Annotated in this window: 12 protein-coding genes; 10 read left to right on the plus strand and 2 right to left on the minus strand. The window is 60.9% G+C overall.

Annotated features, from left to right (window positions below):
• The first annotated feature begins 36 nt into the window (after positions 1 to 36).
• The 8 genes from V6Z53_RS21105 (at position 37) to V6Z53_RS21140 (ending at position 8443) form a co-directional block, all read left to right on the plus strand.
• Complete coding sequence (locus V6Z53_RS21105) at positions 37 to 1410, plus strand: DUF1329 domain-containing protein (RefSeq protein ID WP_338581555.1); 1374 nt, start codon at positions 37 to 39, stop codon at positions 1408 to 1410.
• Positions 1411 to 1650: 240 nt separating this feature from the next.
• Positions 1651 to 2001, plus strand: a complete 351-nt coding sequence (locus tag V6Z53_RS21110; protein WP_338581556.1) for a DUF6152 family protein — start codon at positions 1651 to 1653, stop codon at positions 1999 to 2001.
• Positions 2001 to 2489, plus strand: a complete 489-nt coding sequence (locus V6Z53_RS21115) for a DUF6644 family protein (RefSeq protein ID WP_338581557.1) — start codon at positions 2001 to 2003, stop codon at positions 2487 to 2489. The genes V6Z53_RS21110 and V6Z53_RS21115 overlap by 1 nt, the downstream gene beginning before the upstream one ends.
• A gap of 130 nt (positions 2490 to 2619) precedes the next feature.
• Positions 2620 to 3393, plus strand: a complete 774-nt coding sequence (locus V6Z53_RS21120) for an alpha/beta hydrolase (RefSeq protein WP_338581558.1) — start codon at positions 2620 to 2622, stop codon at positions 3391 to 3393.
• Positions 3394 to 3522: 129 nt separating this feature from the next.
• On the plus strand, positions 3523 to 3780 hold the full coding sequence (locus V6Z53_RS21125; protein WP_338581559.1) for a DUF2790 domain-containing protein: 258 nt from the start codon (positions 3523 to 3525) through the stop codon (positions 3778 to 3780).
• Positions 3781 to 3893: 113 nt separating this feature from the next.
• On the plus strand, positions 3894 to 4565 hold the full coding sequence (locus V6Z53_RS21130; protein ID WP_338581560.1) for a heavy metal response regulator transcription factor: 672 nt from the start codon (positions 3894 to 3896) through the stop codon (positions 4563 to 4565).
• Positions 4562 to 5974 (plus strand): heavy metal sensor histidine kinase, encoded by a 1413-nt coding sequence (locus tag V6Z53_RS21135; protein WP_338581562.1) that lies wholly within the window; start codon positions 4562 to 4564, stop codon positions 5972 to 5974. The genes V6Z53_RS21130 and V6Z53_RS21135 overlap by 4 nt, the downstream gene beginning before the upstream one ends.
• Positions 5975 to 6058: 84 nt before the next feature.
• Positions 6059 to 8443 carry a DUF3772 domain-containing protein gene (locus V6Z53_RS21140; protein WP_338581563.1) on the plus strand — a complete coding sequence of 795 codons (2385 nt, stop codon included), beginning with the start codon at positions 6059 to 6061 and terminating at the stop codon, positions 8441 to 8443.
• A 30-nt stretch (positions 8444 to 8473) separates the two neighbouring features.
• Here V6Z53_RS21140 and V6Z53_RS21145 read toward each other — a convergent pair whose 3' ends face one another.
• Together V6Z53_RS21145 and V6Z53_RS21150 are read right to left on the minus strand one after the other, a co-directional pair.
• Positions 8474 to 9964, minus strand: coding sequence for an aldehyde dehydrogenase family protein (locus V6Z53_RS21145; protein WP_338581564.1), 1491 nt, complete (start codon positions 9962 to 9964; stop codon positions 8474 to 8476).
• A 47-nt stretch (positions 9965 to 10011) separates the two neighbouring features.
• Complete coding sequence (locus V6Z53_RS21150) at positions 10012 to 10401, minus strand: c-type cytochrome (protein ID WP_338581565.1); 390 nt, start codon at positions 10399 to 10401, stop codon at positions 10012 to 10014.
• A 281-nt stretch (positions 10402 to 10682) separates the two neighbouring features.
• On the opposite strand from V6Z53_RS21150, the gene V6Z53_RS21155 reads away from it, so the two are divergent.
• Together V6Z53_RS21155 and V6Z53_RS21160 are read left to right on the plus strand one after the other, a co-directional pair.
• Entirely contained in the window at positions 10683 to 12005 is a 1323-nt protein-coding gene (locus tag V6Z53_RS21155) for a hypothetical protein (RefSeq protein ID WP_338581566.1), read from the plus strand.
• A gap of 156 nt (positions 12006 to 12161) precedes the next feature.
• Entirely contained in the window at positions 12162 to 14288 is a 2127-nt protein-coding gene (locus V6Z53_RS21160) for a methyl-accepting chemotaxis protein (protein WP_338581567.1), read from the plus strand.
• Positions 14289 to 14416 lie beyond the last annotated feature (128 nt).

A 14416-nucleotide genomic window follows, 5' to 3' on the forward strand; every position in this document is an offset into this window, starting at 1 on the left:
CTGACCCTGCCCATCGAAAAACCTGAGAGCAACGACATGAAAACAACAAAAATACTTGTGCAAACCGGTGCCCTGGCGCTTTCCCTCCTGGCCACGGCTGTCATGGCCAAGGTTTCTCCCGAAGAGGCTGCGCAACTGGGCACCACGCTGACGCCGATGGGCGCCGTCAGAACCGCGAACGCCGCCGGCAGCATTCCCGCCTGGTCCGGAGGCCTGCCGACCAGCGCCGGGACAGTCGATGCCAAGGGCTTTTTGTCCGACCCGTTTGCCAACGAAAAGCCCCTGTTCACCATCACCGCCGCCAACGTCAATCAGTACAAGGACAAGCTCTCGGCAGGCCAATTGGCCTTGTTCGCGCGCTATCCCGACACCTACAAAATCCCGGTCTACCCGACTCACCGCACCGCCGCGGTGCCGGCAGACATCTACTCGGTGATCAAGGCCAGCGCCCTGAAGACCGAAGGCGTGGATGGCGGCAATGGCTTGACCGGTTTTGCCGATAGCCGTTACTACGCGTTCCCGGTGCCCAAGAGCGGTATCGAAGTGCTGTGGAATCACCTGACCCGTTATCGCGGCGGCAACCTCAAGCGCTGGGCAACCCGTGTCCAACCGCAAGCCGACGGCGCCTTCAGCATGGTCGAACTGGAAGACGAAATCTCTTACCCGCGTGAGCTTCCGGACCTGGACAAGGACAAGGCCGATAACGTGCTGTTCTACTTTATCCAGCGTGTGACAGGCCCGGCCCGCCTGGCCGGTAACGTGTTGCTGGTGCACGAAACCATCGACCAGGTAAAAGAGCCCCGCAACGCCTGGCTGTACAACGCCGGCCAGCGTCGCGTGCGCCGTGCGCCACAAGTGGCCTACGACGGCCCGGCCACCGCTGCCGACGGCCTGGCCACCACGGACAACTACGACATGTTCAACGGTGCGCCGGATCGATACACCTGGGAGCTGGTCGGGAAAAAGGAGCTGTACATCCCCTACAACAGCTACAAGCTCGACTCACCCAACCTCAAGTACGCCGACATCCTCAAGGCCGGTCATATCAATCAGGACCTGACCCGCTACGAATTACACCGCGTCTGGGAAGTGGTGGCCAAGGTCAAGCCAGGCGAGCGTCACATCTACGCGACACGCCACATGTACTTCGATGAAGACAGCTGGCAATTGGCGGAGGTGGACCATTACGACGGCCGCGGCCAACTGTGGCGCGTAGGCGAAGGGCATGCGCAGCAGTACTACCACAAGCAAGTGCCGGGCTATACCGCTGAAGTGCTCTACGACCTGCAGTCCGGCCGCTACTCGGTGCTGGGCCTGAAGAACGAAGAAAAGCGCAGCATTGAATTCGGCGCCGTGGCTTCGGCGAACAACTACACCCCGGCAGCGCTGCGTCAGGCGGGTGTGCGTTAATTTCGCCTATCAGGCAACGCACAAAACCCGGTGGGAGCGAGCTTGCTCGCGATGGCATCGGCACACTTAACATCGTGGTGGCTGATGCACCGCAATCGCGAGCAAGCTCGCTCCTACAGGGGTTGTGGTTGCCCTGTAGCAGAACAACTACATAGTCAGAAACATACTTTTGGTCTGGCCGCCCAGCCCTTGCGAATGTGCGGGCTATCCTGAAAAACATCGACTCAGGAGAACCCTGCCATGAACATCATGCTCAAGGGCATTGGCGTGTCATTGCTGCTGGTGGTCACGACGGCCTTCGCCCATCACGGCTGGAGCGAGTATGACTCCAGCAAGCCCTTGCAATTGAGCGGCACCATTGAAGAAGCCGGTTATTCCCATCCCCACGGCTTCGTCAACCTGAAAACGGCGGACAAAACCTGGAACGTGGTGCTCGCCCCGCCTTCGCGCATGGAAAATCGCGGGCTGTCGAAGGACATGCTGGCGGTCGGCACGCAAGCCACCGTGGTCGGTTACCAGAACCGCAGCAAACCCGATGAATTACGTGCAGAACGCATCACCATCGGCGACAAAACCACCGAGTTGCGCTGATGCAAACCGAACCGGGCTGGATGGACCGGCTGAACGATTCGCCGCTTGGAACAGCCATGCGCGGCGACTTGTGGCTGTACCCGCTGGTCGAGGTGGTGCACATACTCGGCTTCGTGATACTGGTTGGCTCAGTGGTGATGTTTGACCTGCGAGTACTCGGCGTGTCGCGCTCTATTCAGGTAACGGCCCTCGCCCGCCATCTCCTGCCATGGTCCGTGGCGGCCCTGCTGTTGATCGTCCCGGCCGGGCTGATGATGTTTTCCGCTCACCCACACGACTTTGCCTCCAATGACATTTTCATCCTCAAGCTGTGCCTGATCGCCACGGCGGGTCTGAACGCCGTGCTGTTCCATGTCGGCGTGTACCGCTCCGTCACGGCGTGGAACACCGATGCATCGGCACCCGGCGTAGCCAGGTTGCAGGCGCTGTTTTCCATCGGGATATGGGTCAGCGTGATCCTTTGCGGCCGTTTGCTGGCCTACACCTGAACGGTTCATTGCATTACAGACTTGTCATTGAGTTGTCAGCGTAGCCAGCACCCTCGCCTCATACAGTGAAGTCGTCAGTCACCCACAGCGGGTGACACGCCTTCCACTGATGATGACAAGGGTCGATACCATGAATCCATTGAGCAAACTCTGCCTGATCGCCGCCAGCCTGTTCGTGCTGGGCACCGGTTCCGCCATGGCCGCTTCGCCAATCGCACCGGTCAAGGCCAATAACGTCGTGCTGGTGCACGGTTCCTGGGCCGATGGCTCCAGTTGGTCGGACGTGATTTCCCGTTTGCAGGCTGCTGGTCTGCATGTCACCGCCGTGCAAAACCCACTGACCTCGGTGGCCGATGACGTCGCTGCCACCCAGCGTGTACTTGATCAGCAAGACGGCCCGATCGTACTGGTCGGCCACTCATACGCCGGCACCGTGGTCAGCGAGGCCGGGGTCAATCCGAAGGTCAGTTCGCTGGTGTATGTCGCCGCGCGGGCGCCGGATGCCGGGGAAGACTTCGTCGCCCTCTCGGCCAAGTATCCGACCATGCCCGTGCGTGCCGGCACTGAAGAACACGACGGTTTCGTCAGCCTCAAGCAAGACGCCTTCCTCAAATACTTCGCCAGCGACGTGCCACACGACAAGGCCATGCAACTTTTCGCCGTGCAGCAACCGATAGCCAAGACCCTGTTTGGTGAGCGCACCACCGCCGCGGCCTGGCACACCAAACCGTCGTGGTACGCCGTGTCGAGTCTTGACCAGACAATCAACCCTGACCTGGAACGCTTCCTCGCCAAGCGCATGGGCGCGACCACTATCGAGTTGCCGTCGAGTCATCTGTCGCTGGTATCGCATTCCAAGGAAATCGCTGACCTGATCCTTGAAGCCTCCGGTCGCCAACCGTAATCCGACACCGGTTTATTACAACTTTGTCATCAAGCTGTTGGCTGGCTGTTCGGATCACCTGGTTAACCTGTACTTACTGCCAGGCCCACCCGCCGACAGCCATCTCAACCCTGAATAGAGAGCCCCATCATGAAAATGTATATCCTCGGTTTCGCCGCCCTCCTCGCTACCGGCTCGGCCTTTGCCGATACCCAAAGCACCGCCCCGGTGATCCACGACAAGGACGCGGCCTTCGTCCACCTCGATATCGCCAAAGTCACCGGCGAAACCGACATTTCGCAACAATGCGGCATCATCCCCGCCCAACTGAACTACCTCGACCATCAGGGTCGCCAGCATGAGCTGGATTACCTGGTCCAGGGCAGCGGTTGCACCAATGAGCATTGATCGTCATCCCTGCGTACCCGCAGATGAACGGGCTACACTGGCGGCATCGGCATGCCGCTGTAGCCCGCGTTTGCGGCGCTGAATTTTGTTGACCCTGAACCAGGCACAACTCCATGAACATTCTTGTCGTCGAAGATGAACCCAAGGCCGGTAATTACCTGCTTAACGGCTTGCAGGAACTCGGTTACACCGTGAGCCTGGCCCGCGATGGCGTCGATGGCTTGCACCTGGCCCTGGAGCACGATTTCGATGTGATCGTGCTCGACGTGATGATGCCGAAAATGGATGGCTGGGAAGTCCTGCGCCGCCTGCGCAAGGAAGCCGACACCCCGGTGCTGTTCCTCACCGCCCGCGATGACATCGCCGACCGCATCAAGGGCCTGGAACTGGGCGCCGACGATTACCTGATCAAGCCGTTTTCCTTCGCCGAACTGGTCGCCCGCCTGCGCACCCTGACCCGCCGCGGCCCCACCCGTGAAGAAGAACAGTTGCAGATCGAGGACCTGCAAATCGACGTGCTCAAGCGCCGCGTCACCCGCGCCGGCACGCGCATCACCCTGACCAACAAGGAATTCGCCCTGCTGCACCTGTTCGCCACGCATCAGGGTGAAGTGCTGTCGCGCTCGATGATCGCCTCGCGGGTCTGGGACATGAACTTCGACAGTGACACCAACGTGGTGGATGTCGCCGTTCGCCGGTTGCGGTTGAAGGTCGACGACCCGTTCCAGCTCAAGTTGATCCACAGCGTGCGCGGTATCGGCTACCGCTTCGATACGCAGCCATGAACGGCCTGTCCCGTCTGCGCCACTCCCTGACGCTGCATCTGGCGCTGGTGTTTGCGTTTCTCGCGTTTGTCTCGTTGACCGCTCTGGGCGTGGCGTTGTACCACGACCTGGAGCACGAATTGATCCGTCGCGACGATGCCGCCCTGATCACCCGCATCGATCAACTGCGCACGTTCCTCAACGACAGCAACACCCTGGAGCTGATTCGGACCAAACCGGCGCTGTTCCAGAACATGCTGGGTAATCGCGAAGCCTTGCTGACCATCGGCGCGCCCGGTCAAACGCCGTTGCTGGTGGTCAATCCGGGTAACCTGAGCATGCCAACGCTGTCGCCGATGCCTCTCAATCACCCGCTGAGCCTTGGCGACGTGCATCACTTGCCCAACATCAACGGCGTGCCTTTTTCGGCACTGGCGGCGACCATCGACTCCGGCGACCAGGGCACCCTGGAGGTGGTCACCGGGCGCCTGATGACCGAGCGCACAGCGGTGCTCGCCAACTATCGGCTCAACGTCTATCTGTTCGCCAGCGTGGCGGCGATTCTGCTGGCACTGTCCGGCTACGTACTGGTGCAACGTGGTCTGCTGCCGGTGCGGCGCGTGGCCCAACATGCCCAAGGCATCGGCGTGGGCAACCTTGGTGAGCGCCTCGACAGCCAGGGCGCGCCGCTGGAACTGCTGCCGATGATCGACGCCTTCAATGCCATGCTCGATCGCCTCGGCAGAGGCTTCGTGCAACTGGGACAAGTGTCGACCGACATGGCCCATGAACTGCGCACGCCAATCAACAATCTGCTCGGCGAAACCCAGGTCGCCTTGCAGCAGAACCGCAGCATCGAGGCCTATCAACAGTTGCTCGCGTCCAATGTCGAGGAACTCGAACGCCTGGCGCGAATGCTCGACAACATGCTGTTCCTCGCACGCACCGACCCGGCCAGCGCCCTGCGCCAACGCCAGGAACTGGACGCCGCCGACGAGATGGAACGCATGGCCGACTATTTCGAAGGTCTTGCGGCGGATGTCGGAATCCGCATCGATGCCCAGGGCAGCGGCGTGATCTGGGCCGAACCGATGCTGCTGCGCCGCGCCCTGGCCAACCTGTGCGCCAATGCGATCAAATACGGCGCGCCTGACTCAGCGCTACACATCCAAGCCACACCAAAGACCGACGGCATCCACCTGCAAGTGCGCAACCACGGCCAGACCATTCCCGCCGAGCACCTGCCCAGGCTGTTCGAACGCTTCTACCGGGTCGACGAATCCCGCGAACGCTCGGCGCAATCCAATGGCCTGGGTCTGTCGATCGTGGCGACGATCATGCAACTGCACAACGGCGCGTACAGCGTCAGCAGCGCTGATGGCGTTACCTGTTTTGAGCTGGTTTTCCCGGCGCGGCGGCCAGGTGAATGAGGTTTGAAGCCAAAAAAGCCTCGATAACGTGAGTCATGACCTAACCTCATAGGCTGAGTGACAAACAACCAGTCGAGCGCTCCCATGCGTAATGCATTGAAGTTAATGATGGTCATGGCGTTGCTGCTGTTCGCGTCGAGCGGCTCGATGCTCGCGGCGGCGCCCGTGCCAGACGCTCCGGCCGACAGCCTCACGAGAGCCCCCGCCAGCGTTTCCGAAGGCGATCTGGATGCGCTGCTCAACCAGCTCGGCAACCTGAAACAGCAGGTGTCCCTGGTCAGCAACTACAGCCAGCTCGAAGGCCCGCAGGATCTGGTCCAGGCACTGATCCGGGAAGTTGATCGGCTGACGGCACTGCTGTTGCCCGAACAGGCTCAATTGCAGGCGCAACTGGGTGTGCTGGGGCCAACGCCCCTGGCAGAGGCCGCGTCGGAAAAGTCCGAAATCGCCAACCAGAGGACGGCCCTTACCGAGCAGAAAAACCGCATCGACTCCCGGCTCAAAACCCTGGCAACCCTCAAAGCCAGCGCCGCCGAACTGCTGCTCCAGATAGCCGCCATCCGCCGCAGCCTGCTGGAAACCGAAGTGACCCAACAGACCCGGAGCGTGCTCAATCCCTGGTTCTGGGCCCCTCTGCTCAATCCGCCCGAGGAAGACCGGCAAAAATTCAGCGCATTCATGCAACAGATCGGCGACACGCTAGGCGCCACCTGGCAACCCGGCGAACGTCTGCTGACCAGCCTGTTGCTCGCCGTGGCCCTGGTTTTCTGGATTTTCGGTCGCAGGGTGGCCGAACGCGGACTGACCTGGTTGTGTATTCATCGAATGCCTGAAGGTCGCCTGCGGCGCAGTGCCCTGGCGCTGGCCTCGGTCGTGGCGACGATCCTGTCTGCCTGGATTGCCCTGCAGTTGCTGTTCTTCACCGTTACCCGAGAACTGCCCCTGACGCCGCAACTGCTGGGGTTTTCCCAGGACTTCGAAAAGATCGTTTATACCTGTGTGCTGATCACCGGTCTGAGCCGCGCGCTGCTGTCCACGCAACACCCTTCGTGGCGACTGCCGGCCTTTGCCGACCCACTCGCCCTGGCCATCAAACCCTACCCGGTACGGTTGTCCTTAGCGCTGCTGGTGCTGGTATCGCTGGCACAAATGACCAATGCCACCGGCATGAGCTCGCAGATGGTGATCTCTGTCCGAGGCCTGGTGGCACTGATTGTCTCGTCATTGATCGCGTTGCTGCTGTTGCGCGTCAGCAAAACCCGTCGGGCCATGGTCATCGCAGGCGTCGCCCCGGAAGCGGGTCGGACGCTGGCCGGGGTGATTTATTCGTTCGCCAGCATTGCGATCGTGATTTCGCTCGTTGCCTTGCTTGTCGGCTATGTGTCGCTGTCGCGCTTCATCACTTACGAGCTGGTGTGGTTCTTCATAATTTTTGCCGGCTTCTATTTGTTGATCCAGATCGTGAAGGACGGTTGCGAATTCCTGTTTTCACCCCGCTATTCCACGGGCAAGGCCCTCAAGCAATTGCTGGGCATTGGCGACACACGCCTGGAGCAGATTTCGATCCTCCTGTCCGGTTTCGGCCGCGCCATGCTGTTGCTGTTAGCGCTGATCACGCTGGTGGTGGGCGGCGTCGGTTCGACGCTCGGCCAACTGGCCACCAATATTCTGGCTATCCTCGGAGGCGACGGCCTGCGCAAACTGAACATCGTCCCGGCCAACCTGTTGCAAGCCTTGCTCGCGCTGATCATCGGCATCTACCTGATCCGCTCATTGCGCCGCTGGCTGGACAACGAATTCCTGCCGAAAACCGAAATGGACCCCGGCATGTGTGCCTCGCTCAGCACCTTGTTCTCCAACATCGGCTACGCCTTGGTGATTTTGCTGATGCTGTCGTCGCTGGGGGTCAAGTGGACCAATCTGGCCTGGATCGTCAGCGCCTTGTCGGTGGGGATCGGCTTCGGTTTGCAGGAAATCGTCAAGAACTTCGTATCCGGCATCATTCTGTTGACCGAACGCCCGGTGAAGGTTGGCGACCTGATCAGCATCAGCGGGGTCGAGGGTGACATCCGCCGGATCAACGTGCGGGCCACGGAAATACAACTGGCCGACCGCTCGATCGTGATCGTGCCCAATTCGCAGTTGATCTCGCAGAACCTGCGCAACGTCACCCTCGGCGGCAGCGCCCAAGGGGTGGCGACACTCGAACTGATGTTCCCGCTGGACATCGACCCCGAGCAAGTGCGCAACCTGCTGTACAACACCTACATCGAGCACGAAACCATTCTGGACAAACCGGCGCCGGTGGTGCGTTTCAGCCAACTCAAGCCCGAAGGCATTACTTTGACCATCACCGGTTATGTCAGCAGCCCGCGCATGGTTACCGCGATCAAAAGCGAGCTGCTGTTCGAAATTCTCAAACGGCTGAGCGCCGCGGGGATAGAACTGGCGAAACCGCCTGCGGCGTGATTACCGTCACGCCGCAGGTAGTGTTTTGCATCAATGCGCGATGCACACCGACTTGAGCTCGGTGTAAGCCTCGATCACTGCGCGGCCGAACTCGCGGCCCATGCCCGACTGCTTGACGCCACCGAACGGCATCGCCGGGTCGAGCAATACGTGGGCGTTGACCCAAACCGTACCGGCCTCGATGCGCGGCACCAGGTTCATCGCTTTGCCCAGATCGTTGGTCCACAGGCTGGCGGCCAGACCGTAGCGGTTGTCGTTGGCCAGTTCGATGACGGCATCTTCATCGTCGAATGGCATCACGCCCAGCACCGGACCGAACACTTCTTCGCGGGCCACGGCCATGCTGTGGTCGATATCGGCCAGGATGGTCGGCTGCACGAAGAAGCCATCGCCTTCCAGCAACTCGCCACCGGTCACGACGCGAGCGCCTTCCTGACGGGCCAGTTCAATGTGCTTGAGCACGCTTTGCTGCTGCTTGCGCGAAACCAGCGGGTTGATCGCTGCATCGCAGTTCATGCCGTCACCAATCGGCATCGCCGAGACGGCCGCTGCCAGGGCTTCAACGAACTGGTCGTGAATCGAGCGATGCACGTAGAAACGCGAGGCCGCCGCACACACCTGACCATTGTTCAGCAGGCCGCCAAGAATCGCGCCCTGCACGGCTTTCTCGATGTCGGCATCAGCGAGCACGATCATCGGGTTCTTGCCGCCCAGTTCCAGAGAGAAGCGTGTCATGTTTTCCATGCACGCCACACCGACGCTTTTGCCCACGGCGGTGGAGCCAGTGAACGACACTTTGCTCACCAGCGGATGCGAAGTCAGCACCCCACCGACCGAAGCACCGCCACCGGTCACGACGTTGAACACGCCTGCGGGAATCCCGGCTTCGAGGGCCAGTTCAGCCAGGCGCATGGCGGTCAGCGGGGTTTCCATCGCCGGTTTGATGATGACGGTGCAACCGGTGGCCAGCGCCGGCATCAGTTTCCAGGCGGCGATCAGCAGCGGGAAGTTCCACGGCACGATGCCGACGACTACACCCACCGGCTCACGCTTGGTGAAGGCAGTGAACTTGGCACCTGGCGGCAGCGGGATCGACACATCGAAGGTCTGGCCTTCGATTTTGGTCGCCCAACCGGACATGTAGCGCATGAACTCCACGGTGGCGTTCAAATCCAGAGCGCGAGCCATGTTGATCGACTTGCCCTGGCTCAGGGTTTCCAGTTGCGCGAGTTCTTCAGCGTGTTCTTCTACCAGACGGGTGAAGTTCAGCAGGATGCGTTCGCGATCAGCCGGGCGCAGCGCAGACCACACACCGGACTTGAACGCTTTGTGCGACGACTGCACGGCGCGCTCGACGATTTCCAGCGGCGCGTCGAGGGTCTCGCACAGGGTTTGCCCGGTGGCCGGGTTGACCACGGCAATGCTCTCGCCTTCGGCAAACACCCACTGCCCATCAATGAAGCAGCCGTGACGACGATCGAGGAATGCAGCGACCTGCGGCAGAATTTCAACGTTGCTCATAAATCACCTTTCATGCAGATGAGTTGTTCAGTCGGTAATCCGGCTGATTACTTTTGTTCTTTGAGGAAGCACACGACCGCTTGGCGATCATCTGCCGAGGCCATGCCCATGTAGGGCATGTAGGTGCCAGGCACATAGGCCTGGGGTTGGGTGATGAGTTGTTCGATGTTCTCGGCTTGCCAGTCGATGTTCTTGTTGCGCATGGCTTGCGAGTAGTTGAAGCCTTCCAGCGAGCCGGACTTGCGCCCGATCACACCCGCCAGGTTCGGCCCCATCATGCCGGCCGTGCCTTTGCTCACGGCATGGCAAACCCCGCATTCATTGGCGAAGACTTCGGCGCCACGGCTTTTAACCGGTGCGCAATCGGCCGCCAGTGCGGCCTGGGCCAGGGTGAAAGACAACAAACCAATGAGGGGCAAACGCAGGGCGGTGAACATAAGAAACGACCTTGAAAATCCACGCGTCCGCCAGCAGACGAACGCCAACACTGAAGATGCCGGCACCACGGTGCTTCGGCAGGTTGAGCTGGATTGTCGGTGGTCGTTGGCTTGCAGGTTTTGCCCTGCGTGCCAGTTGTGTTGGCGCTTCTGCCAAACCGACCAATCTGGCACGCACGACCAACTAATTGGCAAACAGGCAAAAGGCTGGAAAAAAGCCGCGACTTAGTATCCGGGCAGACCGCAAACCTGCGCTCAAGAACAAGAACGGATGCCACACCATGCTCAAGTCCCCCTTGCTTCGCCTTTCGACTCTCGCGCTGATGATCAGCGCTGGCCAGGCCGGAGCCTACGAACTCTACGCCGATGACGACAGTCACCTGAACGCCACGCTGGAAGCGGTTTTCGGCGTGTTCCACAGCCAGGAAAACTACGCCCTGTCGGGTCGTCTCGACGAAGGTTCGTCGTCGTGGCGCGAGGGCTACATCAAGTACGGCCTGAGTTTCGACCAGGGCCTGGCCGGTGTGGGCACCGCTTATGGCGCGGCGAATCTGCTCAGCTCCGGCACCTGGGGCGACGGCGATGCCGCAGGTTTCAGCGATGGTTCGGAACGCACCACCAAGTTCGAAGACGCCTACCTCGGCTGGCGCTCGGCGGACCTGTTCCCGGTACTGGGTGCCGATGGCATCGACCTGTCGTTCGGTCGCCAGAACATTGTGGTCGGCGACGGTTTCCTGATTGACGGCGACGCTTTGAACATGGGCAAAGGCCTTGCCGACGGCGAGTTCAACCGGGGTGGCGCCTACTGGCTGGCCGCGCGCAAGGCCTTCGACGAAACCGCCGTGCTGCGGATCGGCGGCAAGGAAGGCTGGCGCAGCGACCTGATGTGGCTCAAATCCAACAACCGCGCCCAGGCCATGACCGAAATGTACGTCGGCACCCTGGAGCACGTGTCCGAAGCCGGCACCGTCGGTTTGACCTACGTCGACACCAAAGACATCGACGAACAGTACGCCTCCCCTGCGCAACTCGAACGCGACGGCATGAAAACCTACAGCCTGCGCGCAACCGGCAACGCCGGGGTCAAAGACCTGTTCCTCTCCGGCGAATACGCCAAGCAGGACAAACCGCACACCGCCACCGAAGACGCCTGGTATCTGGAAGCCGGCTGGACCTTTTCCGACGCACCGTGGACGCCGTATGCCGGCTATCGCTACAGCCGTTTCTCGGAAGGCTACGACACGCTGTTCTACGGTTTCAGCCGTGGCTTCGGCACCTGGTTCCAGGGTGAAGTGGCGGGCAACTACGCCGGCCCGTTCAACAGCAACTCGCGCATCCAGCAACTCAAGTTCACCGTCTCGCCGCTGGAGAACCTGACCGTCGGCGCGATGTACTTCAACTTCGACACCATCGACCGCGACCTGGGCAACACCGATGGCCACGAAATCGACCTGTACGCCGAATGGCACCTCAACGACCACATCACGGTCATGCCGCTGGTGGGTCTGTTCCAGCCGGACAAGAGCGCTGATCAGGGCGGCACGCAGCTGGGCAACAACGACAAGAACCTCTACAGCCAGCTGATTTTCGCCACGACTTTCTAATTCGGCCTCAACGCAAACCTTGTAGGAGCGAGCCTGCTCGCGATGGACGTCAACGATGACACGGGCTGTCTGAATGAACGCGTCGTCCAGACGTTTTTCGCGAGCAGGCTCGCTCCTACAGGGATCGGGTAGATTTCCAGGAAAAAGGTATTTCCAATGCAGAAAAGTTTCCTCACGATCCAGAGCAAGATCGCCCTGCTCGCCGGCCTCTGCCTGCTGTTGGTGGTCGGTTTGCTGATGGGGTTGTCGCTCTACCAGACGCACAAGAGCAGCCAGCAAGTGGCCGAGGCCAGCGGTGAAATGCTCGCCGACGCGGCCAAGGAACACATGCAGGCGCTGGGCAAAGTGCAGGCCATGCAGGTGCAACGCACCTTCATGCAAACCCACGAATTCGGCCAGGGGTTGTCGCGGTATCTGCTGTACCTCAGGCAACTTCAACATCAGGGCAATCTGACCCGCCAACAACTGCGCCAGGAGCTGAGTACCCAGCTTCACCAGGCCCTGATCGACAAGCCCGACCTGCTCGGGCTTTACGTCATTTTTGAACCCGATGCCCTGGACGGCGCCGACGCCGGTTTCGTCGATAAAGCGGATCTGGGCAGCAACGAAACCGGTCGTTTCTCCCTGTACTGGGTGCAGAGCAAGCCCGGTGAACTGCAAGCGGTGATCGGCGACGAAGGCCTGCTGGCCAACACCGAGCCCGGCCCGAGCGGCGCACCGTATAACGCCTTCTACACCTGCGCCCGCGACACCCGTCAGGCCTGTGTGCTGGAGCCCTATTTCGACGAGGCATCGGGCAGTCGAAAACTGGTGACCAGCGTCGCCTTCCCACTGCTGGAAAACGGCAAGGTGATCGCCGTGGTCGGCCTCGACATCAACCTCGCCGCGTTGCAAAAGAACAGCGAAGCCAGTGCACTTGAACTGTTCGACGGTCACGGTCAGATCAGCATCGTCAGCCCCCGTGGCGTGATCTCCGCCGACAGTCAGAATGTCAGCCGCCTCGGCCAACCGATGGACAATACCGAGGTGATGGACGCCTTGCGTCAGGGCCAGCCAAAGGTGTTTGTCGACCCGCAACAGATCAAGGTCCTCGAACCACTGCCGCCGATTGCCGGCGCCGCGCCGTGGGGTGTGTTGGTGGGCGTGCCGCAAGACGTGTTGCTGGCGCCGGTCGCGACCCTGCAAAAGGAACTCGACGCCCAAGGCGTGCAAAGCACGGCGCTGGAACTGCTGCTCGGTGGCGGCTCGGCACTGCTCGGCCTGCTATTGATCTGGTACACCGCGCAACGCATCACCCGGCCGCTGCAAGTGCTGACGCGGGTCATGGAAGACATTTCCCTGGGCGAAGGCGACCTGACCCGACGCCTGCAAGTGCAATCGCGGGATGAGATCGGCCAACTGGCGACGGCGTTCAACCGCTTCGTCGAGCGCATTCACCAGTCGATGCGCGAGGTGTCGTCAGCGGCCCTTGGCGTCAACGAAGGTGCCCGCCGCGTGCTGGACGCGTCCAACTCGTCGCTGAGCAATTTCGACGATCAATCCAGCCGCACCAACAGCGTGGCCGCCGCGATCAATCAACTGGGTGCCGCTGCCCAAGAGATCGCCAACAACGCATCCGACGCCTCGCATCAGGCGTCCAGCGCCCGGCAACAAGCCGAAGACGGTCGCCAGGTGGTGCAACGCACGATCGAGGTGATGAACGAGTTGTCGGGCAAGATCAGCGCGTCGTGCACCAACATCGAAGTGCTCAACGACAAGACCGTGAACATCGGGCAGATCCTCGAAGTGATCAAGGGCATCTCCCAGCAGACCAACCTGCTGGCGCTCAACGCCGCGATCGAAGCAGCCCGCGCCGGTGAAGCGGGACGCGGTTTTGCCGTGGTGGCGGACGAAGTGCGCAGTCTGGCCGGACGCACCCAGGCCTCGGCGCTGGAGATCCAACAGATGATCGAAGAGCTGCAAGTCGGCGCCCGCGACTCGGTCATCACCATGACCGAAAGCCAGCAACACAGCGAAGAAAGCGTCACCATCGCCAACCTCGCCGGCACCCGCCTGGGCAGCGTCACCCAACGCATCGGCGAGATCGACAACGTCAACCAGTCCGTCGCCGCCGCCACCGAAGAACAGACTGCCGTGGTCGAAGCGCTGAACGTCGACATCACCCAGATCAACACGCTGAACCAGCAAGGCGTGGAAAACCTACAAGCGACATTGCGCGCGTGTACCGAGCTGGAGCAACAGGCGGCAAGGTTGAATCAGTTGGTTGGTAGCTTCCGCATCTGAAATTGATGGTGTCGGATAGGCCTCATCGCGGGCAAGCCCGCTCCCACAGTGATTTGTGGTGCACGCAAATTTTGCAGTCAACGCAAAAACCTGTGGGAGCGGGCTTGCCCGCGATGAGGCCGACACTG

Source organism: Pseudomonas sp. MAG733B (assembly GCF_036884845.1).
Classification (GTDB): domain Bacteria; phylum Pseudomonadota; class Gammaproteobacteria; order Pseudomonadales; family Pseudomonadaceae; genus Aquipseudomonas.

Coding starts and splice junctions, on each gene's coding strand:
- V6Z53_RS21105 (WP_338581555.1), top strand. CDS start 37: ATGAAAACAACAAAAATACTTGTGCAAACCGGTGCCCTGGCGCTTTCC.
- V6Z53_RS21110 (WP_338581556.1), top strand. CDS start 1,651: ATGAACATCATGCTCAAGGGCATTGGCGTGTCATTGCTGCTGGTGGTC.
- V6Z53_RS21115 (WP_338581557.1), top strand. CDS start 2,001: ATGCAAACCGAACCGGGCTGGATGGACCGGCTGAACGATTCGCCGCTT.
- V6Z53_RS21120 (WP_338581558.1), top strand. CDS start 2,620: ATGAATCCATTGAGCAAACTCTGCCTGATCGCCGCCAGCCTGTTCGTG.
- V6Z53_RS21125 (WP_338581559.1), top strand. CDS start 3,523: ATGAAAATGTATATCCTCGGTTTCGCCGCCCTCCTCGCTACCGGCTCG.
- V6Z53_RS21130 (WP_338581560.1), top strand. CDS start 3,894: ATGAACATTCTTGTCGTCGAAGATGAACCCAAGGCCGGTAATTACCTG.
- V6Z53_RS21135 (WP_338581562.1), top strand. CDS start 4,562: ATGAACGGCCTGTCCCGTCTGCGCCACTCCCTGACGCTGCATCTGGCG.
- V6Z53_RS21140 (WP_338581563.1), top strand. CDS start 6,059: ATGCGTAATGCATTGAAGTTAATGATGGTCATGGCGTTGCTGCTGTTC.
- V6Z53_RS21145 (WP_338581564.1), bottom strand. CDS start 9,964: ATGAGCAACGTTGAAATTCTGCCGCAGGTCGCTGCATTCCTCGATCGT.
- V6Z53_RS21150 (WP_338581565.1), bottom strand. CDS start 10,401: ATGTTCACCGCCCTGCGTTTGCCCCTCATTGGTTTGTTGTCTTTCACC.
- V6Z53_RS21155 (WP_338581566.1), top strand. CDS start 10,683: ATGCTCAAGTCCCCCTTGCTTCGCCTTTCGACTCTCGCGCTGATGATC.
- V6Z53_RS21160 (WP_338581567.1), top strand. CDS start 12,162: ATGCAGAAAAGTTTCCTCACGATCCAGAGCAAGATCGCCCTGCTCGCC.